Annotated in this window: 24 protein-coding genes, 1 tRNA gene and 1 riboswitch; of the genes, 12 read left to right on the top strand and 13 right to left on the bottom strand. The window is 67.8% G+C overall.

Annotated features, from left to right (window positions below; all coding sequences use genetic code 11):
- The first annotated feature begins 2 nt into the window (after positions 1–2).
- The 3 genes from F3S47_RS12890 (at position 3) to F3S47_RS12880 (ending at position 3,055) form a co-directional block, all read left to right on the top strand.
- Positions 3–926: a DMT family transporter gene (locus F3S47_RS12890; protein ID WP_150445696.1), complete on the top strand. Its 924-nt coding sequence runs from the start codon at positions 3–5 to the stop codon at positions 924–926.
- Positions 927–983: 57 nt separating this feature from the next.
- Positions 984–1,589: a bifunctional nicotinamidase/pyrazinamidase gene (gene pncA / locus F3S47_RS12885; protein WP_150445695.1), complete on the top strand. Its 606-nt coding sequence runs from the start codon at positions 984–986 to the stop codon at positions 1,587–1,589.
- Positions 1,590–1,816: 227 nt separating this feature from the next.
- Positions 1,817–3,055: a DEAD/DEAH box helicase gene (locus F3S47_RS12880; protein WP_150445694.1), complete on the top strand. Its 1,239-nt coding sequence runs from the start codon at positions 1,817–1,819 to the stop codon at positions 3,053–3,055.
- Positions 3,056–3,163: 108 nt separating this feature from the next.
- Here F3S47_RS12880 and efp read toward each other — a convergent pair whose 3' ends face one another.
- Positions 3,164–3,733, bottom strand: coding sequence for an elongation factor P (efp, locus tag F3S47_RS12875; RefSeq protein WP_150445693.1), 570 nt, complete (start codon positions 3,731–3,733; stop codon positions 3,164–3,166).
- A 74-nt stretch (positions 3,734–3,807) separates the two neighbouring features.
- Between efp and epmA the strand changes: the two genes are divergently transcribed.
- Positions 3,808–4,827 carry an EF-P lysine aminoacylase EpmA gene (gene epmA, locus F3S47_RS12870; RefSeq protein ID WP_150445692.1) on the top strand — a complete coding sequence of 340 codons (1,020 nt, stop codon included), beginning with the start codon at positions 3,808–3,810 and terminating at the stop codon, positions 4,825–4,827.
- A gap of 6 nt (positions 4,828–4,833) precedes the next feature.
- Here epmA and F3S47_RS12865 read toward each other — a convergent pair whose 3' ends face one another.
- From F3S47_RS12865 to F3S47_RS12850, 4 genes are read right to left on the bottom strand one after another with little or no spacing between them, the layout of a single operon-like run.
- Complete coding sequence (locus F3S47_RS12865; RefSeq protein ID WP_150445691.1) at positions 4,834–5,607, bottom strand: ion transporter; 774 nt, start codon at positions 5,605–5,607, stop codon at positions 4,834–4,836.
- Between the two features lie 36 nt (positions 5,608–5,643).
- Positions 5,644–6,489, bottom strand: coding sequence for an SDR family oxidoreductase (locus tag F3S47_RS12860; protein ID WP_150445690.1), 846 nt, complete (start codon positions 6,487–6,489; stop codon positions 5,644–5,646).
- Between the two features lie 52 nt (positions 6,490–6,541).
- Positions 6,542–6,958, bottom strand: a complete 417-nt coding sequence (locus tag F3S47_RS12855; protein WP_150445689.1) for a DUF1810 domain-containing protein — start codon at positions 6,956–6,958, stop codon at positions 6,542–6,544.
- 12 nt (positions 6,959–6,970) lie between these two features.
- Positions 6,971–7,954, bottom strand: a complete 984-nt coding sequence (locus tag F3S47_RS12850; protein ID WP_150445688.1) for a DNA topoisomerase IB — start codon at positions 7,952–7,954, stop codon at positions 6,971–6,973.
- Between the two features lie 102 nt (positions 7,955–8,056).
- Between F3S47_RS12850 and F3S47_RS12845 the strand changes: the two genes are divergently transcribed.
- From F3S47_RS12845 to F3S47_RS12835, 3 genes are all read left to right on the top strand, one after another.
- On the top strand, positions 8,057–9,547 hold the full coding sequence (locus F3S47_RS12845; protein ID WP_396280006.1) for an AMP nucleosidase: 1,491 nt from the start codon (positions 8,057–8,059) through the stop codon (positions 9,545–9,547).
- Between the two features lie 185 nt (positions 9,548–9,732).
- Entirely contained in the window at positions 9,733–10,023 is a 291-nt protein-coding gene (locus F3S47_RS12840; RefSeq protein ID WP_150445687.1) for an HU family DNA-binding protein, read from the top strand.
- A gap of 112 nt (positions 10,024–10,135) precedes the next feature.
- Positions 10,136–11,032: a DMT family transporter gene (locus F3S47_RS12835; RefSeq protein WP_150445686.1), complete on the top strand. Its 897-nt coding sequence runs from the start codon at positions 10,136–10,138 to the stop codon at positions 11,030–11,032.
- Here the strand turns inward: F3S47_RS12835 and F3S47_RS12830 are convergent.
- Both F3S47_RS12830 and aroC read right to left on the bottom strand, forming a co-directional pair.
- Positions 10,996–11,598 (bottom strand): glutathione S-transferase family protein, encoded by a 603-nt coding sequence (locus F3S47_RS12830; protein ID WP_150445685.1) that lies wholly within the window; start codon positions 11,596–11,598, stop codon positions 10,996–10,998. The two genes, F3S47_RS12835 and F3S47_RS12830, sit on opposite strands and share 37 nt — an antisense overlap.
- A 74-nt stretch (positions 11,599–11,672) precedes the next feature.
- Entirely contained in the window at positions 11,673–12,776 is a 1,104-nt protein-coding gene (aroC, locus tag F3S47_RS12825) for a chorismate synthase (protein WP_150445684.1), read from the bottom strand.
- 135 nt (positions 12,777–12,911) lie between these two features.
- Positions 12,912–13,016, top strand: a riboswitch (TPP riboswitch).
- A 34-nt stretch (positions 13,017–13,050) separates the two neighbouring features.
- Between aroC and thiB the strand changes: the two genes are divergently transcribed.
- From thiB to F3S47_RS12810, 3 genes are read left to right on the top strand one after another with little or no spacing between them, the layout of a single operon-like run.
- On the top strand, positions 13,051–14,031 hold the full coding sequence (thiB, locus tag F3S47_RS12820) for a thiamine ABC transporter substrate binding subunit (RefSeq protein ID WP_150445683.1): 981 nt from the start codon (positions 13,051–13,053) through the stop codon (positions 14,029–14,031).
- Positions 14,028–15,530, top strand: a complete 1,503-nt coding sequence (locus tag F3S47_RS12815) for an ABC transporter permease family protein (protein WP_150445682.1) — start codon at positions 14,028–14,030, stop codon at positions 15,528–15,530. The genes thiB and F3S47_RS12815 overlap by 4 nt, the downstream gene beginning before the upstream one ends.
- Complete coding sequence (locus F3S47_RS12810) at positions 15,517–16,209, top strand: thiamine ABC transporter ATP-binding protein (protein WP_191090179.1); 693 nt, start codon at positions 15,517–15,519, stop codon at positions 16,207–16,209. The genes F3S47_RS12815 and F3S47_RS12810 overlap by 14 nt, the downstream gene beginning before the upstream one ends.
- 313 nt (positions 16,210–16,522) lie before the next feature.
- Here the strand turns inward: F3S47_RS12810 and F3S47_RS12805 are convergent, their stop codons facing one another.
- From F3S47_RS12805 to petA, 3 genes are read right to left on the bottom strand one after another with little or no spacing between them, the layout of a single operon-like run.
- Positions 16,523–17,389 (bottom strand): cytochrome c1, encoded by an 867-nt coding sequence (locus tag F3S47_RS12805; RefSeq protein ID WP_150445681.1) that lies wholly within the window; start codon positions 17,387–17,389, stop codon positions 16,523–16,525.
- Positions 17,390–17,406: 17 nt separating this feature from the next.
- The gene (locus F3S47_RS12800; RefSeq protein WP_150445680.1) at positions 17,407–18,750 is read right to left on the bottom strand and encodes a cytochrome b; all 1,344 of its coding nucleotides are present in this window, start codon (positions 18,748–18,750) and stop codon (positions 17,407–17,409) included.
- Between the two features lie 12 nt (positions 18,751–18,762).
- A complete protein-coding gene (gene petA, locus F3S47_RS12795) occupies positions 18,763–19,344 on the bottom strand; it encodes a ubiquinol-cytochrome c reductase iron-sulfur subunit (RefSeq protein WP_150445679.1) in 582 nt (193 codons plus the stop codon).
- A gap of 208 nt (positions 19,345–19,552) precedes the next feature.
- On the opposite strand from petA, the gene F3S47_RS12790 reads away from it, so the two are divergent.
- Positions 19,553–20,203, top strand: coding sequence for an outer membrane protein (locus F3S47_RS12790; protein ID WP_150445678.1), 651 nt, complete (start codon positions 19,553–19,555; stop codon positions 20,201–20,203).
- Positions 20,204–20,274: 71 nt separating this feature from the next.
- Here F3S47_RS12790 and F3S47_RS12785 read toward each other — a convergent pair whose 3' ends face one another.
- Genes F3S47_RS12785 through dapF form a run of 3 tightly spaced genes read right to left on the bottom strand, consistent with a single transcriptional unit; the run spans position 20,275 to position 22,993 of the window.
- On the bottom strand, positions 20,275–20,883 hold the full coding sequence (locus F3S47_RS12785) for a glutathione S-transferase (protein WP_150445677.1): 609 nt from the start codon (positions 20,881–20,883) through the stop codon (positions 20,275–20,277).
- Positions 20,884–20,927: 44 nt separating this feature from the next.
- On the bottom strand, positions 20,928–22,181 hold the full coding sequence (gene mtaB, locus F3S47_RS12780) for a tRNA (N(6)-L-threonylcarbamoyladenosine(37)-C(2))-methylthiotransferase MtaB (RefSeq protein ID WP_150445676.1): 1,254 nt from the start codon (positions 22,179–22,181) through the stop codon (positions 20,928–20,930).
- Positions 22,178–22,993, bottom strand: coding sequence for a diaminopimelate epimerase (gene dapF, locus F3S47_RS12775; RefSeq protein WP_223877823.1), 816 nt, complete (start codon positions 22,991–22,993; stop codon positions 22,178–22,180). Before dapF ends, mtaB begins: the two co-directional genes overlap by 4 nt.
- A 93-nt stretch (positions 22,994–23,086) precedes the next feature.
- Here dapF and F3S47_RS12770 point away from each other — a divergent pair.
- A tRNA-Lys gene (locus tag F3S47_RS12770) sits at positions 23,087–23,162 on the top strand.
- Positions 23,163–23,398: the final 236 nt, after the last annotated feature.

Below are 23,398 nucleotides of genomic sequence, written 5' to 3'. Positions count from 1 at the left end.
CCATGTCGACCGAGCAGAGCCCGCTCAAGGGCATTCTCTTCATGTCCAGTGCGGTAACGGTCTTCACCGTCATGTCGGCCTTCATCAAGGCGGCGGAGCGGGTCCCCGCCGGCGAGGCGATGTTCTTCCGCTCGGCCTTCGCGGTCCCGATCGTCTTCGCCTGGCTCTGGTCGACGGGCAGCCTCAAGGGAGGCGTGCGAACCAACAACATCAGGGCCCATGCGCTGCGTGGCATCGTCGGGACGATGGCGATGGGGCTGGGCTTCGCGGGCCTGAAGTACCTGCCGCTGCCCGAGGTCACGGCGATCCGGTTCGTGACGCCGGTCGTCATGGTGATCCTCGCGGCGCTCATGCTGGGCGAGCGGCTGAGGCTGGTGCGGATCTCGGCGGTCTTCGTGGGCCTGGTCGGTGTCGTCATCATCACCGTCCCGCGCTTTTCCGGCGGCTTCGGCACGACCGAGGCGCTGGGCGCGGCTCTGACGCTTGCCTCGGCCTGCATGGCGGCCCTCGCGCAGGTCTTCGTCAAGTCGATGTCGGGCCGCGAGTCCACGGCCGCCATCGTCTTCTATTTCTCCTGCACCTCGGCGGTGCTCTCGCTCTTCACGCTGCCCTTCGGATGGGTCTGGCCGCAGGGGCTGGAGTGGGTCTGGATGATCGGGGCGGGGCTCGTGGGCGGATGCGGTCAGATCCTGCTGACCTCCTCGTACCGCGTGGCCGACGCGGGCGTGGTCGCTCCCTTCACCTATGTCTCGATGCTCTGGTCCGTGGTCATCGGCTTTTTCTGGTTCGGCGAGGTGCCGACCTGGCCGATGCTGGGGGGCGCGGCACTCATCATTGCCGCCGGTATCGCCATCGTCCTGCGCGAGCGTCAGCTCGGCCTTCAGACCACCGCCCAGCGGCAGGTGGTCGGCAAGGGAATCCGCTAGGCCTTCACCCGGCCGCCCCGGTGCCCTAGCTAGGGCGACAAGCGACAGGAGGATGCCATGCCCGCGAAAGACACCGCTCTTCTCGTCATCGACGTTCAGTACGACTTCTGTCCTGGCGGCGCGCTGGCCGTCGAAGGCGGCGACGAGATCGTTCCGGGCATCAACGCACTGATGGAGGACTTCCACTCCGTGGTGCTCACGCAGGACTGGCACCCGGCAGGCCACGCGAGTTTCGCCAGCCAGCACGAGGGCCGCCAGCCACTCGAGGTTCTCGATTTTCCCTACGGTCCGCAGGTGCTCTGGCCCGATCACTGCATCCAGGGCAGCCGAGGGGCGGAGTTTCACGACGACCTGAACACCGATCGCGCTGACCTGATCGTCCGCAAGGGCTTCCGGCGTGAGATCGACAGCTACTCGGCCTTCTTCGAGAACGACCACGAGACGCCTACCGGGCTCGAGGGCTACCTGCGCACCCGCGGCATCTCCAAGCTCGTCTGCGTGGGGCTCGCCACGGACTTCTGCGTGAATTTCTCGGCCCTCGACGCGGCGAAGCTCGGCTTTGAGACGACAGTCCGGCAGGACCTCTGCCGCGGCATCGATCTCGACGGCTCGTTGCAGGCCGCACTTGACGGAATGAAAGAGGCTGGGGTCGCAATAGCTTGACTTCGGGGGCGTCATGCCCCAACTGCCACCAAGACGGAGCCGCCCTGCCGCGTGAGCAGAGGCCAGCACGGCCACATGGCGCCCGTCAGTTGCATCCGACATCACGCGCGGGAGCAGGGCGGACGGCCAGAGCGGGAATGACCCTGCGGGCTACGTTCGGCCACGCACCCCGATCCCCGCCGTTGATGGCGGGCAAGGGCGGGCAACGGCCCGCCGGAAAGACATACATGAATTTCGACGACCTGGGCCTCGCGCCCAAGCTGACCGCCCGCCTGACCGAGATGGGCCTCACCGATCCCACGCCGATCCAGGCCGAGGCGATCCCGAAGGCCCTGCAGGGCCGCGACGTGCTGGGCCTCGCCCAGACCGGCACCGGCAAGACGCTCGCCTTCGGTCTGCCGCTGGTGCAGGCGCTCACCTCGCAGGGCAAGGCGCCCGCGCCGGGCCGCGCCACGGCCCTCATCCTCGCGCCGACGCGCGAACTCGCCCGCCAGATCGCCGAGGCGCTCGAGTCGCTCACCAAGGGTTCGCACCTGAAGGTCGCGCTGGTGGTCGGCGGCAACTCCCTCAACCGCCAGTCGGAGCGCATGAAGCGCGGCGCCGATCTGCTGATCGCGACGCCCGGCCGCCTGATGGACCTCATCGAGCGCCGCGCCGTGAGCCTGTCGGAGACCCGCTATCTCGTGCTCGACGAGGCCGACCAGATGCTCGACATGGGCTTCATCCATGTCCTGCGGAAGCTTGTGCCGATGCTGCCCGACGACCGGCACACGATGCTGTTCTCGGCGACCCTGCCGCGCGAGATGGAGAGCCTCGCTGCCTCCTACCTGAACAGCCCCGCACGCGTGCAGGTCAGCGCCCCGGGTCTCCCGGCCGACCGCATCGCCCAGGGCGTGCATTTCGTCGAGAAGGTCGACAAGCCGGCGCTCCTCGCGGAGCTTCTGTCCGGTCACATCGGCGATCGGGCCCTCGTCTTCTCCCGCACCAAGCACGGGGCGGAACGACTGATGAAATGGCTGGTGAAGGGCGGCTTCGACGCCGCGTCGATCCACGGCAACAAGAGCCAGGGCCAGCGCGACCGCGCGCTCAACGCCTTCCGATCCGGGTCGGTCACCGTTCTCGTGGCGACCGATGTCGCCGCGCGCGGCATCGACATCCCCGGCGTGGCCCACGTCTACAACCTCGACCTGCCCGAGGTGGCGGATACCTACGTCCACCGTATCGGCCGGACCGCCCGCGCCGGCGCCGAAGGAAAGGCCACGGCCTTCTGCGCGCCGGACGAGATGGGATCGCTGGAGGATATCGAGAAGCGTCTCGGTATCGACCTGCCCACCGAGGGCGGCACCCGCTGGCCCTCGTCCCGCCCGGCGCCCCGGGGCCGCGGCAAGGCCCCCCGGACCGAGGCCAAGACCGGTGGCCAGCGCCGTCGGCGACCGAACCGGAACCGGTCGCGCAAGGCGGCATGAGTTGGGGACGGGCCGGGCTGAAGCCCGGTCTACGCTCCAGACGAAAAAAGGGCGCCCCGCAAGGCGCCCTCGTCGGCCGGGCTCCAGCCCGGCCTCCGTTCCGGAAACTCAGTCCTTCGCGCGCTCGACGTAGGTCGCATCCTCGGTGTTCACCACGACGCGAGTACCCGTAGTGATGTGCGGGGGCACCATGACCCGAACGCCGTTGTCCGCCTCGGCGGGCTTGTAGGACGAGGAGGCGGTCTGCCCCTTCACCACGGGCTCGGTATCCACGATCTCGACCGTGACCTTCTGCGGCAGCTGCATGGCGATCGCGATCTCGTTGTGGATCGAGAGGTAGCAGCGCATCCCGTCGCGCAGCCAGACCTTGCTGTCGCCAACAACATCCGGGTCCACCGCGACCTGCTCAAACGTCTCGGGGTCCATGAAGTGGAATCCCTCGGCATCGTCGTAGAGGAAGTCGAACTGCTTTTCCTCGACGTGCGCGCGCTCGACGCTGTCCGTCGTCTTCCACCGGTCGCTGACCTTGGTGCCGTCCGAAATGCGGCGCATGTCGACCTGGGTGACCGGGGTGCCCTTGCCGGGGCTGACGTTCTGGGCAGACAGAATGACGTAGAGCTGCTCGTTGATATCCACGACATTGCCCTTGCGGAGCTGCGAGGCGATGACCTTGGCCAAGAGAACCCTCCTTGTGAAATAGGGCGTGCGAGATTACGCGCGGCTCTATCGTATCGCAGCCGTGAGGGCCAGAGATGTCATGGTGGCGCAGCCACGCCGACCGCCGGCCGCTCCTGCTGGCGCGCAACCGCATCCAGTCGGCCCTGCGCGCCTGGTTCGCTCAAGAGGGCTTCACCGAGGTCGACCCGGCCTGCCTGGTCACCTCCCCGGGCAACGAGACGCACCTGCACGCTTTCGAGACTGAGGTCATCGGCACCGACCTGGCCCGCCGGAGCCGATACCTGCACACGAGCCCAGAGTTCGCGATGAAGAAGCTGCTGGCGGGCGGCGAGGAGAAGATCTTCGCCTTCGCCCATGTCTGGCGCAATCGCGAGGGCGGGTCCCGGCACACGGCCGAGTTCACCATGCTCGAGTGGTACCGCGCCGGAGCGCCCTACGAGCAACTCATGGACGACTGCACGGCGATCCTCTCCATCGCGGCGCGGGCCGCGGGCGTGGAGAGCTTTCGCCACGGTGACATCTCCTGCGATCCGCTGGCCTCGCCCCGCCGGGTGACCCTGGCCGAATCCTTCGCCGCGCAGGGCATGGACCTCCTCTCGACACTCACGCCGAACGGACCGGACACCGCCGCGCTCGCTGCCGAGCTGGACCGCGCCGGCATCCGTCATGCGGCGGACGACACCTGGTCGGACCTGTTTTCCCGCGCCCTGACCGAGCGGATAGAGCCGGCTCTCGGGCCCGGCCCGGTGATCCTCGACGCCTACCCGTCGCCCGAGGCCGCGCTCGCGCGGCGCTCCGTTGCCGATCCGCGCACCGCGGAACGGTTCGAGCTCTTCGCCTGCGGCGTCGAACTGGCCAACGGCTTCGGCGAGCTGACCGACCCGGCCGAGCAGCGCGCCCGCTTCGAGGCCGACATGGACCGGAGGGAGGAGATCTACGGGAGCCGCTATCCGCTCGACGAGGACCTGCTCGACGCCCTGGCAGAGATGCCGCCGACCTCCGGGATCGCGCTGGGCTTCGACCGGCTCGTCATGCTGGCGACTCACGCGCCGCGGCTGACCGACGTCATGTGGACCCCGCCGGCCGACAGGTAGCGACGGCTACTTCTTGTCCGGAAGACGCTTCTCGATCGCCTCGAGACGCGCCAAGACCTCGTCCCGATAGTCGGAGGTCGCGGCGGCGTCCTCTTCGTGGTGGGCGTCCTGCATCGAGTTCACGATGAGGCCGACCAGCAGGTTCACCACGGCGAAGGTCGTGACCATGATGAAGGGCACGAAGAAGAGCCAGGCGTGGGGGTAGACCTCCATGACAGGCCGCACGATGCCCATCGACCAGCTTTCCAGCGTCATGATCTGGAAGAGCGAGTAGGCCGACCGCCCGAGCGAGCCGAACCAGTCGGGGAAGGTCTCGCCGAAGAGCTTCGTCGACATGACCGAGCCGATGTAGAAAATCAGTCCCATCAGTAGGAAGACCGAGCCCATCCCGGGCAGGGCAGTGATGAAGCCCTCGACCACGCGCCGCAGGCGCGGGGCGGCGGACATCACCCGCAGGACCCGCAGGATGCGGAGCGCCCGCAGCACGGAGAGCCCCTGGCTTGCCGGAACGAGCGAGATCCCGACGATGATGAAATCGAAAATGTTCCAGCCCGACCGGAAGAAACGCGGACCCCATGCGTAGAGCTTCGCTGCGATCTCGATCGTGAAGATCGCCAGGCAGATCCGGTCGAGCAAGACGATCAGCGGACCCGCCGTCGCCATGATGGAGTCGATCGTCTCCATCCCGAGAATGACCGCGTTGAAGAGGATCACCCCGATGATGAAGTTGCGCACGCGCGCGGAGTCGAGGAGACCGGCGAGCTTCTCTCTGAAGGTCATGATTTGTCCCTGTCGCTTCGCGGCAGATATGGCGGATCAGCCCTCGTCTTCAAGCAGGGCCGCGAGTCCCGCGCGGTAGTCGGGGTAGAGAAGGCGCACGCCGAGTTCCTCCTTGATGCGGCGGTTCGAGACCTTCTTGCTCTCGGCGTAGAAGCTTCTGGCCATCGGGCTCATCTCGGCGGTCTCGAAATCCTCCTCGGGCGGGAGAGGCTTTCCGAGCAGTTCGGCGGCATGGGCGATGACGTCCTGCGGCGGGGCGGGATCGTCGTCGCAGACATTGTAGACCGCGCCGGGATCGGGACGGGCGATAGAGGCGGCGAGGACCTGCGCGATGTCGTCGACATGAATCCGGCTGAAGACCTGCCCGCGCTTCACGATCCGCCGCGCCGTGCCCTTGCGGACCTTGGAGAAGGGACCGCGACCCGGGCCGTAGATCCCGGCGAGACGGAAGATGTGGAGCGGCAGGCCGGTGGCGCACCATTGAGCTTCCGCCTCGACCCTGTGCTGCCCCCGCTTGGTGGACGGCGCGAGCGGCGTGGTCTCGTCGACCCAGTCACCCTCGTGATCGCCGTAGACGCCGGTGGTGGAGAGATAGCCGACCCATTCGGGGCTGGCCGCCGCCAGTTGGTCGCCGATCTCGTTCAGGATCGGGTCCCCGTCCTCGCCGGGCGCGGCGGAGGCGAGGATATGCGTGGCGCGGTCGATATGGGGCGACAGATCAGCCCCGGGCCAGACCACCGGGGAAATCCCGGTCTCTGCCAGGTCAGCGGCCTTTTCGGGCGTCCGTGTCGTTCCGATGATCTCCCACCCCTGGGGCAGCAGGAGCCGGGCAAGGGCCCGGGCGGAATAGCCGTGGCCGAGGGACAGAAGCGTTCCGGTCATGCAGCGGTGATGGGGTCGCGCAGGCGGATTGGCAAGGGGCGCCGCCTGTTGCTCACAGCATCTGCAGGGTCTTCGGGCAGCGCTCGCCGTTGTAGAAGGTGTCGAGCACCTGCGTGAATACCGGCGGCGCGTCCGGGACCTTCTCGAAAAGCGTCATGCAGCTCCGGACCTTCAGGGCATCGATATTGCCCAGTATGTCTTCGGGTTCCTTGCCCGCATGCATCATGAGCGTTTCGGCCATCTCCACCAAGCGGTTCCCGAGGATCGGATGCGCGAGGTAGCGCCTCGCTTCGTCGAGGTCGGCGATCCCGTAGAGATGCGCGCGATCCGACGAACCCAGGCCCCGCAGCTGCGGATAGATATACCAGACCCAGTGGGTCTGCTTTCGTCCGGCCAGGATCTCCGTGCGTGCGGTGTCGTAGTCCTCGGCCTGGGCCGAAAGGAAACGGTCTAGAGTCGTGTCGGACATTGCAGTCTCCTCCTACTGATCGAGCAACCGGAGCAAGGCGCGTTCCGCCTGGCGCAATTCCGCCCGGGCCGGCAGATCCTCCATCAACGCAAGCCGCTCGGCATCGGTGGCCTCGGACAGGGCGATGACCCGCGGGTGAACGTAGCTCGACCGAGAGATCGCCGGGGTGTTGTGGAGCCTCGCGGCGGCGGCTTCCGTCATCGCGCGGATCGTCGTCGGCTGCGGCTGAAGAGCGACGGAGAGCGCGGCTTCCGACCCGGCCCATGTGCGGAAAGTCTTTGCCGTGAAACCGCTCTCGCCCGTGATCTCCGAGATGCGGGCGTTCACCGCGTGCGAACTCACCTCGTGCGACGCGCCGTCGGGGCCGACCCAGGAGACGAAGCTGGCCCCGGGCAGATCGTGCAACCGACCGAGGAGCTTCATCAGACGAGCGTCCTTCAGGCGCTTGTCGACAATGCCGCCACCTTTGCCAGGGTAGCGCAGCCGAATGCTGCCTTCCTCGAGCGTGACGTGGCTGTTTCGCAGGGTCGTTGCGCCATAGGTGCCGTTCTCTCGCGCAGTATCGGCATGACCGACACGAAGCGAGAGCCGGTCGATCAGAGCAAGGACCGCCGCGATCGCTGTGTCGCGTTCGCCGGCCTCGCCTGCCAGATCGGCGCGGATCCGGCGGCGCAGCGTGGGCAAGGCCCGGCCGAACTCGGCGAGACCATCGAATTTCGTCGCGTCACGCCAAGCGCGCCAGTCCGGGTGGTAGCGGTACTGCTTTCGTTTTCGGGTATCCCGACCGGTCGCCTGCAGATGCCCGTTGGGCTGGGGGCAGATCCAGACGTCCTCGTAGGCCGGCGGCACCGCGAGCGCCTTGATCCGGCGGCGCTCTCTGCGATCGTCGATCCGGGTCCCGTCGGGCGCATAGTAGGCGAAGCCGCGGCCCGCGCGGCGGCGGCGAATCCCCGGTCGGTCATCGGGGTAGTAGACGAGGTCGTCGGGCTGCGTCATGGCGGGGGCTGAACCGCCGGAACAGGGCGGCGGTTCCGGTGCCCGTCTTGCCCCTGTCGTCAAACTGGTGTGTCCTGAGGCACCCCGAGAACCGGAGCCCCAATGACCGTCTTCATGCCCAGCGACGCCCATCACCGCATCCAGTCGCCCAAGGTGTCGGCGCCCGAGCCCTTCACCGATGCGGAGGCGGCGGTCGCCCGGCTCAAGGAACTCTACGACGAGGCGACCGGCTACCTGTGCGAGCGGTTCGCAGAGGCAATCGCGCAGGGGGCGCCCGAAAGCCGGTTCCGCGCCTACTATCCCGAGGTGCGGCTGACGACGACGAGCTATTCCGCCGTCGACAGCCGTCTGAGCTTCGGCCACGTCTCGCAGCCCGGCACATACGCGGCGACGATCACACGGCCCGATCTCTTCGAGCGCTACCTGATCCAGCAGATCGGGCTGCTGCTGGAGAACCACGGGACTGCCGTGGTGATCGGGCCCTCGACCACGCCGATCCCGGTGCACTTCGCCGTGGCCAACGCCGGCATCACCGTGCCGCAGGAGGGCGCGGCAAGCTTCGTTCTGCGGGACTTCTTCGACGTCCCGGACCTCGCCTCGACCAACGACGACATCGTGAACGGGCTGGGCTTTCTCTACGAGGACGGCGCCGCCCCTCTCGCGCCCTTCACGGCGCAACGGGTCGACTATTCGCTGGCGCGTCTGGCGCATTACACGGCGACCAGCGCCTCGCATTTCCAGAACCACGTCCTGTTCACCAACTACCAGTTCTACGTCGACGAGTTCGAGGCCTTCGCCCGGGCCGCGCTTTCCGATCCAGAGCTCGGCTACACCTCCTTCGTGACGACCGGCGACCTCGAGATCACGGATCCGAAGGCCGAGATCCCGATCCCGGCGAAGATGCCCCAGATGCCCGCCTACCACCTGAAGCGGAAGAACGGGCAGGGGATCACCCTCGTCAATATCGGCGTCGGCCCCTCGAACGCGAAGACCGCCACGGACCATATCGCGGTGCTGCGGCCCCATGCCTGGCTCATGGTCGGACATTGCGCCGGCCTGCGGAACTCGCAGCGGCTGGGCGACTTCGTGCTGGCCCATGCCTACCTGCGCGAGGACAAGGTGCTGGACGACGACCTGCCGATCTGGGTGCCGATCCCGCCGCTGGCCGAGATCCAGGTCGCGCTCGAGAGCGCTGTTGCGCAGGTGACCGAGCTGGAGGGTTACGAACTCAAGCGCATCATGCGGACCGGCACCGTGGCGAGCCTCGACAACCGCAACTGGGAGCTTCGCGACCAGACCGGCCCCGTACAGCGGCTGAGCCAGAGCCGGGCCGTCGCGCTCGACATGGAAAGCGCGACGATCGCGGCCAACGGCTTCCGCTTCCGGGTCCCCTACGGCACGCTTCTCTGCGTCTCGGACAAGCCGCTGCACGGTGAGCTGAAGCTGCCCGGAATGGCGTCCGACTTCTACAAGACGCAGGTCTCGCGGCACCTGATGATCGGGATCCGGGCCATGGAGTACCTCCGCGAGATGCCTCTCGCGCGGATCCACAGCCGGAAGTTGCGCTCTTTCGAGGAGACAGCTTTCCTCTGATCCGAGGTCAAATCCAAGATATGGGTCGCCCACATCGTCCCTGAGTGCGGCATTTCGGCGGTTTTCCACTGAAAATCTGCGATTTCAGCGCGATTTAGGTGCACATTTCGTTGTGTGGCATCACAAGATGCCGTTTAATGCCGGAACCGAGCCCCAGAATGTCGGGCAGTGAAGGAGACAATCACATGGCCAACAAGCCCATGACCAAGACCCAGCTCGTCGCCGCCCTGGCCGACGAAATGGGAAGCGACAAGAAGACCGCTGGCGCCGCTCTCGACGCGGTGACCACCGTGATCACCAAGGAGGTCTCGAGCGGCGGTGCCGTGACCCTGCCCGGCGTCGGCAAGATCTACTGCCGTGAGCGCCCCGAGCGCATGGTCCGCAACCCGGCCACCGGCGAGCAGATCAAGAAGGACGCCGACAAGGTGGTCAAGATGACCATCGCGAAGGCCCTGAAGGACAGCGTGAACGGCTGATCCCTCTACAGATGAATTCGGACAAGGGTCGCCAACCGGCGGCCCTTTTCCTTTTCGGCCGGGCATGATCCAACGTCCGCACAAGAGCAGCGAGCGGACGAGGGGCAGGCCTTTGGATCTACGGGCGGTGGCGGCCGGAGTGGCCTTCGGTATCATGTGGGCCTCGGCCTTCACCTCGGCGCGGGTGATCGTGACCTATGCCCCGCCGCTCACCTCCCTTTGCCTGCGCTTCCTGATTTCCGGTCTCGCCGGGGTCCTCATCGCCAAGGCGCTGGGCCAGAGCTGGCGGCTCACCCGCCGGCAATGGAGCGCCGTCGTCATCTTCGGCGTCTGCCAGAACGCCATCTACCTCGGTGCGAACTTCATGGCGATGCGGACGGTCGAGGCCTCCCTCGCCGCGATCATCGCCTCCGCCATGCCGCTGCTGGTCGCGGGCGTGAGCTGGGCGCAGGGCGCGCGGCTGCCGCTGCAGGGCGTCCTGGGACTCGTGGCCGGGATCGCGGGTGTGGCGCTCATCATGGGCAGCCGGGTCTCGGGCGGGGCCGACCTTGCGGGCGTGGCGCTCTGCATCCTTGGCGTGCTGTCGCTGACCGTGGCGACGCTCTCCGTCAAGGGCGCCTCCTCCGGCGGCGACTTCCTGATGATCGTGGGCCTGCAGATGCTCGTGGGCGCCGCCGCGCTCGCGGGGCCCGCCGTGGTCAGTGAGGCCCTGGTCATCGACTGGAGCTGGCAGCTGGTCGCGGCCTTCGTCTACACCACGATCGTTCCGGGCGTGCTGGCGACGGTGACCTGGGTCTGGCTGGTCAACCGCATCGGCGCCGTCCGCGCTGCGGTCTACCACTTCCTCACGCCGTTCTTCGGCGTGAGCATCGCGGCGATCCTGCTCGGCGAACGGATCGGCCCCGCCGACCTGGTCGGCGTGGCTGTCATCGCCGGAGGCATCCTGGCCGTCCAGCTCTCGAAGCAGAAGGGTCAGGCGGAGGCGCCGACCTCGGCCGCGTTGCGCTGATCCCGCGCGCCGACCCGGGCCACCCAATCCCGAACGGCGGGCATGTCGGGAACTAGGTCGGGGAAGTAGAGGAACGGTGAGGCCATCAGCAGGTCGGCGGTCGTGAAGCCGCACTCCAGAAGATAGGGTCGGCCGTCTTCGAGCGTTCCGGCAAGCCTCTGGAAGACCTCCTCGGGCCCCCGGATCGCGGCATAGAGCCAGTCGTGCGAGATGCCCGCGGCCTGGCAGATCACAACCGGCTCCACGACGTCGCCATAGTAGGCGAGCCACGACAGGAAGGGCCCCCGCTCGGGATGACCCGGTGGGCAGACGGCGGGAGCCTCGGGGAAGAGCTCGGACAGGAAGGTCAGGATGGCCGGACGCTCCCAGATCATCCGCCCGTCGTGCACCAGCACAGGCACCTTGCCTTCGGGGTGCGGGTTGTCCGGGTCCCTGCCGCCCGAGCCGTCCTGGCGCGGGATCGTGACGATCCGGGTCTCGATCCTGTTGCCCACGTCCATCTCGGCAATGGCGGCGGCGACGGTCTCGGAGCGGGAGGCGGGGCTGTGGTAGAAGATCGTTGACATGAGGGCTCTCCGGTTGGGACTGCCCCATCATGCCACAGGCCTGCTGACAGCTTCCTGTCAGCAGGCTGTCAGCGTCAGCCGATCTGTCCCCGCACGCCTCCCGTCTGCCCCCGGTCGAGCAGGAGGTGGTCAAGGATCACCGCGGCGACCATCGCCTCACCCACCGGGACGGCGCGAATGCCAACACAGGGGTCGTGGCGGCCCTTGGTGACCACTTCGGTCGCGCTGCCGTCTTTCCGGATGGACCGGCGCGGCGAAAGGATCGAGCTGGTGGGCTTCACCGCAAAGCGCACGACGATCTCCTGCCCGGTGGAAATGCCGCCCAGGATCCCGCCCGCGTGGTTCGACGTGTATTCCGGGCCGCTTTCGCCCATGACGATCTCGTCGGCGTTGTCGCGGCCCGTGAGACCGGCCGCCGCCATGCCTTCACCGATCTCGACACCCTTCACCGCGTTGATCGACATGCAGGCGGCGGCGAGGTCGGTATCGAGCTTGCCGTAGACCGGGGCACCGAGGCCCGCGGGTACGCCGCGCGCCACCACCTCGATCATCGCGCCCACGGAGTTGTGGTCATCCTTGCGCAGCCAGTCGAGGTAGTCGGTCCACTCCGGCACGGCACCTGGGTCGGGGCACCAGAAGGGGTTGGTATCGATCGACTCCCAATCGAAGCGATTGCGGTCGATGTGCTTCTCGCCCATCTGGACCATGTAGCCCCGGACATCGATCCCGGGCGCGAGCTCGGCCAACGCCGCGCGGGCGACGCCGCCGGCGGCGACGCGGGCCGCGGTTTCGCGCGCCGAGGAGCGGCCGCCGCCGCGGTAGTCGCGGATGCCGTACTTCTGCCAGTAGGTGATGTCGGCGTGGCCGGGGCGGAAGGTCTCGGCGATCTCGCCGTAGTCCTTCGACCGCTGGTCGGTGTTGCGGATCATCAGCTGGATCGGGGTGCCGGTGGTCCGCCCCTCGAACACGCCGGAGAGAATCTCGACCTCGTCCGGCTCCTTGCGCTGGGTGGTCATCTTGTTCTGTCCGGGGCGCCGGCGGTCGAGCCAGTGCTGGATGGCAGGAGCCTCGAGCGGCACGTTGGGCGGGCAGCCGTCGACCGTGCAGCCGAGGGCCGGGCCGTGGCTCTCGCCCCAGGTCGTCACGCGGAACAGGTGGCCGTAGGAATTCAGGCTCATGTCGTTGGGTCACTCCCGCCTCGTCGGTACGCAGCGCTAGCCCAAGACCGCCCCGTTGGCAAACCCGGTCGAGCTCGGGTCGCCCGCCCCGCCTCCCAATGCGGCTTGAAGCTCCCGGCGCGGCAGACTAGATCTCGCGGTACCTCGGGGTGCCCGGAAACGGGCTGAGATGCGCACTGGCGTGAACCCGTTGAACCTGAACCGGCTAGAACCGGCGGAGGGAAGGTACCGAGGCTCCTCCTCGCCCTCTTTCCGTCCGGCGATTGGAGGACCCATGAAGACCACAGCCACCATCGCAGGACTGCTGTTCGCCACCGCCAGCGCGGCGGGCGCCCAGACCCTGACCATCTACACCTACGACAGCTTCGTCCCCGACTGGGGCCCGGGCCCCGCCATCGAAGAAGCCTTCGAGGCCCAGTGCGACGGGTGCGACGTCGAATTCGTGGCCGCCGGTGACGGGGCTGCGCTGCTCTCCCGCCTGCGCCTGGAGGGCGAACGCACCGAGGCCGACATCGTGCTCGGGCTCGATTCCAACCTTGTCGCCGCGGCGCGCGAGACCGACCTCTTCGCGCCACACGGCGTCGAGGCGGAGTTCGACCTACCCGTCGAGTGGAACGACGATGTCTTTCTGCCCTTCGACTGGAGCTATTTCGCCTTCGTCGCCGGCGAGGAGACCGAGGCACCGGCCAACTTCCGCGAACTCGCGGAAAGCGACCTCTCGATCGCCATCCAGGATCCGCGCTCCTCGACGCCGGGCCTTGGACTCGTGCTCTGGGTGCAGGAGGCCTACGGCGACGAGGCCGCCGAGATCTGGGAGGGGCTGGCGGACAACATCGTCACCGTCACCCCGGGGTGGTCCGAGGCCTACGACCTCTTCACCGAGGGCGAGGTCGACGCGGTGCTGTCCTACACGACGTCGCCCGCCTACCACCTGATCGGCGAGGACGACCCGACCAAGACCTCCTGGGCCTTCGACGAAGGCAACTACCTTCAGGTCGAGGTAGCCGCGGTGGTCGAGAGCACGGACCAGCCCGAGCTGGCGCGCGATTTCATGGAGTTCGTCACGACCTCCGGTTTCCAGTCGGTGATCCCGACGACGAACTGGATGTATCCCTCGGTCACGCCCGAGGAGGGTCTGCCGGAAGGGTTCGAGACCCTGACGCAACCTGAAGGGGGCCTTCTCCTGCCACCGCAAGAGGCCGCCGACATGCGGGACGAGGCCATCGCCACGTGGCGCGACGCTCTCTCTCAATGAGCCTGAGCAGGCCCGGCGGCGCCGTCGCCGGGCTCATGCTTCTGCTGACGCTCGGCACGCTGGGCGCCGTTGCCTGGCGGGCCGAGTATGCCTCGGGTCTGGCACGCGCGGATTGGGCCGCGATCCGCTTCACGGTCTGGCAGGCGGTCCTTTCGGCTGTCCTGTCGGTCGGGCTGGCGATCCCCGTGGCCCGGGCCCTGGCACGCCGGGCGTTCCGGGGGCGCTCGCTGCTGGTGACGCTGCTCGGGGCACCCTTCATTCTGCCGGTCGTGGTGGCCGTGATGGGCCTGCTCACCGTCTTCGGGCGGCGCGGCGTGGTGAGCGAGGGGCTGGGCACGCTGGGCCTGCCGCCGCTCGACATCTACGGGCCGTGGGGCGTCGTTCTGGCCCATGTCTTCTTCAACCTGCCGCTTGCGACGCGGATGCTGCTGCAGGGTTGGCTTGCCATTCCCGCCGAGCGCTTCCGTCTCGCCGCTGCTCTGGGCGCGCCGGTGGGGCGGCTCCTCGAGCGTCCCATGCTGCGCTCGGTGGTGCCGGGGGCCCTGCTGGTGATCTTCCTGATCTGCCTGACGAGCTTCGCCGTGGCATTGATCCTCGGCGGCGGGCCGAGAGCCACGACTGTGGAACTCGCAATCTACCAATCCCTGCGCTTCGACTTCGATCTCGGACGAACGGCGCTGCTGGCACTCTGCCAGTTCGCGCTCTGTGCCGCCGCGGCGGCGCTGGCCTTCGGCGTGACCGTGCCCGACGGCATGGGAGGCGGGCTCGACCGTGTCGTGATGCGCTGGGATGGATCGCGCTGGCTCGACGCGCTCTGGATCGGGGCGGCGACGCTATTCCTGATGGCGCCGCTGCTGGCCATAGCCTGGCGGGGCATCGGTAGCTGGCCCGACATGCCGCCGACGGTCTGGGCCGCCGCAGGGCGCTCCGTGGCCGTTGCGCTCATCTCGGCGGCACTCGCCATGGCCTTCGCGCTCGCGCTCGCGCTGAGGCCAGGTCCGCTGGCGACGCTCGCCGGCGTCCTGCCGCTCGCCGCCTCGCCGCTGGTGGTCGGGACCGGGCTATTCGTGCTCGTGTACCCCTTCGTGCCGCCGGGTGCGGCGGCTCTGCCGGTGACGGCCCTCGTCAACGCGATGCTCGCGGTGCCATTCGGCGTTCGGGTCCTCGCTCCGGCTGTCGCGCAGGCGGAGGCGGTTCACGGACGGCTGGCCGATGCGCTTGGACTGAGCGGGTGGCGCCGCCTGCGAGTGGTGCTGTTGCCGAGGCTGCGGCGGCCCCTCGGGTTCGCGGCGGGTCTCGCCGCGGCGATCTCCATGGGGGATCTCGGGGTCATCGCGCTCTTCGCCGGACCGGGAGAGGCAACGCTGCCGCTGGAGATGTACCGGCTGATGGGATCCTATCGGACCGAGGCTGCGGCCGGGGCGGCGCTGCTTCTGGTCAGTCTCAGTCTCGCCCTGTTCTGGGTCTTCGACCGTGGAGGACGCGTTGCTGAAGTGTAGCGATCTGAGGATCGAACAGGGGGACTTCCGTCTCGAGGCCGATATCGAGGTCGGCGAGGGCGTGACGGCCGTCATCGGGCCCTCCGGTGGCGGCAAGTCGACCCTTCTCGCCGTCATCGGCGGCTTCCTTGAGCCTGTGTCCGGCCGGATCGAGGTTAACGGACGTGATCTCGGCGGCCTGGCGCCCTTCGAGCGCCCCGTGGCCCAGCTCTTTCAGGACGGGAACCTCTTTCCGCATCTGACCATTGCCCAGAACGTGGCCCTCGGCATTGCACCGAAGCTCTCCAAGAACCCCGAACAGGACGCGCGTGTGACGAACGTACTCGCTCGGGTCGGGCTGGAGGGGCACGGCAACCGGCGGCCGGGCGGGCTCTCGGGCGGCCAGCAGAGCCGCGCGGCGCTCGCCCGTGTGCTGGTGCAGGACAAGCCTCTCGTCCTGCTCGATGAGCCGTTTTCGGCCCTGGGCCCCGGGCTCAAGGCCGAGATGCTGGTTCTCGCGAAAGAGGTGCTGGCGGCGGATGGGCGGACGTTGCTGATGGTCACCCACGATCCGACCGATGCGGAACGCGTGGCGGGGCAGGTCCTGCTCGTGGCCGAGGGGAAGGTGACCGGTCCGCATGATCGCGCGACGCTCTTCGCAGATCCTCCCGACGCACTCAGGGACTACCTCGGGGACTAGGCCGCCAGGTCGATGACTTCCGGCCCGTCTGGCGCAGAGGTGTCGAGGGAGGCGAACAGCTCATCGCCTTTTCGCCGCGTCGCTCTCCTGATCCCGAACTTCGCCGGAGATGTGCCAGCCATGGATGAAAAACCATGGGCCGGTCGCTGCCTACATCCTTTTCGGTGTGCAGGTCGCTCCTGAATTGCGATTGGCCCTCGGGGTGCGGTCCGGAGCGAAGGTGACGGCCCGGGGCCTGTTCGGGAAGGAGCGACAACGAAAACGCCCGCCACTGGAGAGTGGCGGGCGCTTGATCCGGTATGAAGGAAAGCGGTTAGCCCTTCTTCACGGCCTTCTTGTGCGGCGCCCAGAGGCGCTTGTTCGTCAGGTAGAGCAACACGGAAAGCACGGTCAGGAAGATGACACCTGTCAGACCGGCCTGCTTGCGCGCGACGAGCTTCGGCTCGGCCGTCCACATCAGGAAGGCGGCCACGTCCTGCGCTTCTTCCTCGAGCTCGGTCGAGTGTCCGTCGGCGTATGTCACGTCGTCTCCGTAGAGCGGCGGGGCCATGGCGATGTAGCTGCCGGGCACCGTGCGGTGACCTTCCTCGTCGACGCAGGTCTCGGGATAGCCGCCGGCCTCGAAGACGGTGTTGTAGTATCCGTCCATCGGGTCGCCCTCGAGGGCGCATTCCGGCTCTTCCTCGTAGCCCGCCAGCAGCGAGGCGATGTACTCCGCGCCGCCCATGCCGTTGATCAGCTGGCTGATGCCGGTACCGTAGGGGCCGTGGAAGCCCGCGCGAGCCTTGGCCATCAGGCTGAGGTCAGGGGCGTTGGCGAGGCTGGAAGCCGGGAACTTGTCCGCCGGGGTGGCCGGACGGAAGTCGCCCTCGCCGTCGAAGAGCGTCGGGTCCCAGACCTCGAAACCCTCTGCATAGGCCCGCATCTGCTCCTCGGGGAGCGAGGGTCCGCCCTCGTCGCTGAGGTTACGGAAGGCCACGTAGCGCAGTCCGTGACAGGCGGAGCAGATCTCGGTGTAGATCTGCAGCCCGCGCTGGAGCTGGTTGGTGTCGTAGCTGCCGAACGGCCCCTCGAAGGGGAAGTCGTAGTCGTAGACGTGGCTCTCTCCACCGGCGGCGAGTGCCGCGCCCGAGCTGAGGGCCAGGGCGCAGGCCGCGGTGATCGTGAGTTTGCGAAGCATCTCGGTCGCGTCCTTTCTCACTCGGCCGGGGTCGGCTTGGCCGCGGGGGCCTCGTCCGACGGACCGTAATGGGCTTTGAAGTCGTCCTCGATCGTGCGCGGCTGGGCGATCGGCTTCTCGATCACGCCGAGCAGCGGCAGGATGACGAGGAAGTAGCCGAACCAGTAGGCCGACCCGATGAGGGCGATGTAGGGATAGATCCCCTCGGCCGGCTGGGCGCCGACCCACATCAGCACGATGAAGTCGACCACGAGCAGCGCGAACCACCACTTGAACATCGGGCGGTAGCGGCCCGACCGGACGCTCGAGGTGTCGAGCCAGGGCGCGAGCGCCATGACCACGATCGCGCCGAACATCGCGAGGACGCCGAAGAACTTCGCGTCGACGATGCCGAAGGTGATCCAGTTCGTGAACATCACGATCCAGACGTCCGCGGTGAAGGCCCGCAGGATCGCGTAGAACGGCAGGAAGTACCATTCCGGCACGATGTGCGAGGGTGTCGCGAGCGGGTTCGCCTCGATGTAGTTGTCGGGGTGGCCGAGGTAGTTCGGCATGAAGCCCACGATCATCATGAAGACGACCAGCACCACGGCGAGCGCGAAGAGGTCCTTGATGACGAAGTAGGGCCAGAATGGAAGGGTGTCCTTCTCAGCCTCTTCCTTGGACGACCGGCGCACCTCGACCCCGGAGGGGTTGTTGTTGCCCGTCGTGTGGAAGGCCCAGACGTGCACGATGGTCAGGCCCAGCAGGATGAAGGGCAGCAGGTAGTGCAGCGAGAAGAAGCGGTTCAGCGCGGGCTGGCCCACGGCCGAAGCGCCGAGCAGCCAGGTCTGCACGGATTCACCAACGAGCGGGATTGCCCCGAAGAGGCCGGTGATGACCGCGGTGCCGTGGAACGACATCTGGCCCCAGGGCAGAACGTAGCCCATGAAGGCGGTGCCCATCATCAGCACGAACATCAGGATGCCGATGATCCAGGTGACCTCGCGCGGCGACTTGTAGTTGCCGTAGTAGAGGCTGCGGAAGATGTGCAGGTAGACCGCCACGAAGAACAGCGAGGCGCCGTTCATGTGGAAGTATCGGATCATGTGCCCGCCGTTCACATCGCGCATGATGTGCTCGACGCTGGCGAAGGCCATGTCGACGTGCGGGGTGTAGTGCATCACCAGGACGACGCCGGTCGCGATCTGCAGCACCAGCGTGAAGACGAGGACGATGCCCCAGATCCACATCCAGTTCAGGTTACGCGGCGTCGGGATGAAAAGCGTGTCGTAGAGGAGCCCCACGATGGGAAGGCGGCGGTGCAGCCACTTCTCCCCGCCCGTCTTGGGCTCGTAATGGTCGTGCGGAATACCGGCCATTGTCGGGTCTCCTTAACCGAGTTGGATCGTGACGTCGTCGACGAACTCGGCGACGGGAATGGGCAGGTTGCGCGGCGCCGGGCCCGAGCGGATGCGGCCCGCGGTGTCGTAGTGCGAGCCGTGGCAGGGGCAGAACCAGCCGCCGAAATCGCCCGATTCGCCGAGCGGGACGCAGCCCAGGTGGGTGCAGACCCCCATCTGGACGAGGAAGGAACCGGCGGGGATGTCCGTACCTTCGGGCATGGCCAGCGTGCGGTTCTCGTCGGTCGCGGGCTGGGCGCCCTGGAGGTTGGCGTTGTTGGCGTCGGGGTCGGGCAGCGAGGAGACGTCGACTTCGCGCGCCTGCTCGATCTCGGTCTCGGTGCGCCAGCGGATGAAGACGGGCTTGCCCTGCCAGAGGACCGTGAGCTGGTCGCCCGGGGCGAGCTCGCTGACGTCGACGCGGATCGACGCGAGCGCCTGGACGTCGGCCGAGGGGTTCATCTGGTTGACCAGCGGCCAGACCGCGGCGCCCGTCACCACGGCGCCGGCACCGGCCGTTGCGTAGTAGATGAAGTCGCGGCGGGTGCCCTGGGTGTCGTCTGCATGTGACACGTCGAACATCTCCATATTGTCGGGCCCGGACGGGCCAATGGCCTTGCGGCCGTGAACCGAGGGTCCAAGGCCGATCGCGGCGGGTTCTACAGGGCGGGTTTCCGCCCGTCCAGCGGGCAATACAGCGCAGGATGTCGCATTCTCGTCCCGTCCTGTTCAGCTCTGTCCCGAGGCGCGATATAGCAGAGTAAATCTCTGGGAGCACCTCATGCGACACCAAGTCCCGTCCGCGCTCGTCCTGCTCGCCGCATCTGCCGTTCCGGCCGCGGCGGAGGTGGAGCTCAGTTTCTACCTCGGCGCCCAGTCCGCGCCGCACAGTCGGGTCTACGTCGACGACGACCCGCTGATCCCGGACGAGGACTTTCTCGTTGGCTGGGAGGGGCGGTCGTTCTCCCCGCCGCCATACTACGGTTTCCGCGCGACCTGGTGGCAGTCGGACCGGTTGGGGTACGGCCTCGATTTCACGCATTCGAAGGTCTACGGCGGCGACGACGTGGAGGATGCGGGCTACGACACGCTCGAGTTCACCGACGGGCTGAACATCGCCACGGCCAACGTCTACTACCGCTGGCCGGAGCGGCTGGGGCCGCTGACCCCCTACGTCGGCGCAGGCGCGGGGATCGCGGTTCCGCACGTCGAGGTCGAGAAGAACGGCAGCTCCACCTACGAGTACCAGTATACCGGCCCCGCCGTGACGCTGATCGCCGGGGCGAGCTATCCGCTCTCCGACAGCTGGGCCGTCTTCGGTGAGCTCAAGAGCACCATGAGCTGGAACGAGGCCGAGCTGAGCTCCGGCGGGACACTCGAGTCGCGGATCGTCACCAACGCGCTGAACGTCGGGGTGAGCTACAACTTCTGAGCGGCGTCCAAATTTGGACGCCCGCCCAGGCAATTGATTATGATGGATTTTTCCGGAGGTCCGCGCCTCGCTCAGGCCTCCGGAGGAACGGTGTCCGCCATCGACGGCCGCTCGGCAAAGCGGGCATGCCAGGCGGCGAGCTCCGGGACCGTGGCGCGCCAGTCCCGGCCGGCGTGCCGCAGGTCCAGGTAGCCGAGCCCGCAGGCCACGGCGATCTGGCCCGCGTCGACGGGCCCCGAGAGGTGGCTCATCCAGCGGGCCTCGAGCGACGCGAGGATCCGGGCCGCCTTGGCCCACTGCGCCTCGATCCACTCACCGGACTTGCCCTCCGTCCCCTTGAACCTCGCCTCGTAGGTCATGGCGACCGCGGCATCGCAGAGCGCGTCGCCCGTGGCCTCCAGCGTCAGCACCTCCCAGATTCGGCGGTCCGGGTAGAGGCTGCCCTTCGCGAGATGGTCGAGATAACGGCAGATGACCCGGCTGTCGTGCACGGTCGGCCCGTCGTCCCGGGTCAGGGCCGGGATCTTCCCCGCCGGATTCGCAGAGGCGAGGCGCGGATCGGTGTCGAGCGCATTGGTGGAGAGGGCGATCTCTTCGATCTGGCCGGTCAGGCCGAGCTCGCGGATCGTGACCCGGGTTTTCCGGACGTAGGGCGAGGCGGGGGACATGAGGAGTTGCATGGGCGCATCCTGCCCCATCCGCATGCCGAGGGCGAGCGGAAGCGTCAGGCCGCGAGGCGGTCGCCGTCGATGCCGGTGATCATGGCGGGGACGATCTGGCTCTCCGGCTGATCGGCCGAGAAGGTGACCTCGGTGAACTGCTCGGTCCGGCCCATGCGGGCGTTCTCCATCAGGACGCGGTGATGCCGGCCGACCTGCCCCGCGAGGTGGTCGGCGACCCGCGCCGCCCCGGCGGCGCGCAGCCGCGCGGCCCGCTCCTTGATCGCGGTGCCGTGGACCTGCGGCATCCGGGCGGCGGGCGTGCCCCGACGGGGCGAGAAGGGGAAGACGTGCAGCCAGGTCAGGCGGCACTCCTCGACGAGCTTCAGCGAGTTCTCGAAATGCGCCTCGGTTTCGGTCGGGAAGCCCGCGATGATGTCGGCGCCGAAGGTCATGTCGGGGCGCAGCCGCTGCGCTTCCTCGCAGAAGCGGATGGCGTCGTCGCGCAGGTGGCGCCGCTTCATCCGCTTGAGGATCAGGTCGTCGCCGTGCTGCAGGCTGAGGTGCAGGTGGGGCATCAGCCGCGGCTCGGTCGCGATCGCCTCCATCAGGGCCTCGTCCGCCTCGATGGAATCGATCGAGGAGATCCGCAGGCGCGGCAGGTCGGGCACGAGCTTGAGGATGCGCCGGACGAGATCGCCGAGCCTCGGCTCCGCGGGCAGGTCCGCGCCCCAGCTGGTCAGGTCGACACCGGTCAGCACGACCTCGTTGTATCCCGCCTGGACCAGCCGCTTGATCTGGTCGACGACCACCCCGGCGGGGACCGAGCGCGAATTGCCCCGGCCGTAGGGGATGATGCAGAAGGTGCAGCGGTGATCGCAGCCGTTCTGCACTTGGACGTAGGCGCGCGAGCGGGTGCCGAAACCGTCGATCAGGTGGCCCGCGGTCTCGCGCACCGACATGATGTCGTCGACCTGTACCCGCTCGGTCTGGCCGATCAGGTCGGGCGTCATCGAGGCCCAGGTCTCGGGCTGCATCTTCTCGGCGTTGCCGATGACCCGCGTGACCTCGGGCATCTCCGCAAAGGTCTCGGGTTCGGTCTGCGCCGCGCAGCCGGTGACGATCAGCGGCGCGCCGGGGTTCTCACGCGAGAGCCGGCGGATCTCCTTCTTGGCCTTGCGGACGGCCTCGGCGGTGACGGCGCAGGTGTTCACCACGACGGCGTCGGTCAGGCCCGCGCGGGCGGCAAGGTCGCTCATCGCCTCTGTCTCGTAGGCGTTGAGGCGGCAGCCGAGTGTGGAGAAGACGGGCGCGGTCACAGCCGCCACACCCCGTCGAAGACATGGGCGGTGTCGCCGGTCATCCAGACGCCGTCATCGGCCCAGCGGACCGTCATCTCGCCGCCGTCGAGCACGATCGTGACCTCCCGCGAGGTGAGCCCGCGCCGCGCGGCGGCGACCGCCGTGGCGCAGGACGACGAGCCGGAGGCCAGCGTGATGCCGGTGCCGCGCTCCCAGACGCGCATCCGGATCCGGTCCGGTCCGGTCACCGTGGCGACCTGGACGTTGGTGCGGTCGGGAAACAGGGGGTGATGCTCGTGTTCGGGCCCGAACGCGGCGAGGTCCACCGCCTCGGCGTCCGGCACGAAGAAGGTGCAATGCGGATTTCCCATGCCCGTCGCGACCGGGCTCCCCTCAATGGGCAGATCGAGCGTGTCGACGTCCTCGGCCAGCGGGATCTCGTCCCAGGTCGTCTGCGGGTGGCCCATGTTCACCGAAACGCGGCCGTCGAGCTTGACGGCGTGCAGGAGCCCGCGCGCCGTGGCGATCTTCAGCGTCCCGGCGCCCGACTCCTCCATCTCCCGCGCGGCGATGCAGCGCGTGGCGTTGCCGCAGGCCGCCGAGGGCGAGCCGTCGGCGTTGAGGAATTCCAGCGCGAGATCGGCGACGTTCGTGTCGCGGATCACCGCGAGCTGGTCGAAGCCCACGCCCCGGTGCCGGTCGGCCATGGCCTCCACGAGTCGGGGCTCGAGCACGACGGACCTGGTCCGCGCGTCGAGGACGACGAAGTCATTGCCGAGCCCGTGCATCTTCATGAACGGCAGGCCGGAGGGGGAGGTCGCTTGCGCCATGCGCGCGCATATAGAGGAGCGTCCGACCTGAATCCAGAGAGCGCATTTCCGGGGTTGACCGCTCGCGGGCCTTTTCCTACACGAGCGCCTCGTGGGCCGTTAGCTCAGTTGGTAGAGCAACTGACTTTTAATCAGTGGGTCGCAGGTTCGAATCCTGCACGGCTCACCACTGTAACCAATTGAAACGTTTTCTTTTTCTGACCTTGCCGTGGCCAGGGCGCTGCGACGGTTGTTCGCTTTTGGGGGACATCTGGGGGACAAACGTTTGTGTTTGGCGCGCGGGAGACCCGGGCTGAGTGAGAGGGTTCCGCGCCTCCAACTGCTCAGTCAGCCCTCGAAGCACTTCTGGAGCGAACAGGATCGTTTGCAGGAGGAGGACTGCGGTCACTCGGCGAGGTAAGCGGA

The sequence above is a fragment of the Histidinibacterium aquaticum genome (genome assembly GCF_008710275.1).
GTDB classification, from domain to species: domain Bacteria; phylum Pseudomonadota; class Alphaproteobacteria; order Rhodobacterales; family Rhodobacteraceae; genus Oceanicola; species Oceanicola aquaticus.
The sequence above is the reverse complement of the archived record's forward strand: the minus strand, read 5'-3'. Positions and strand labels throughout refer to the sequence as shown.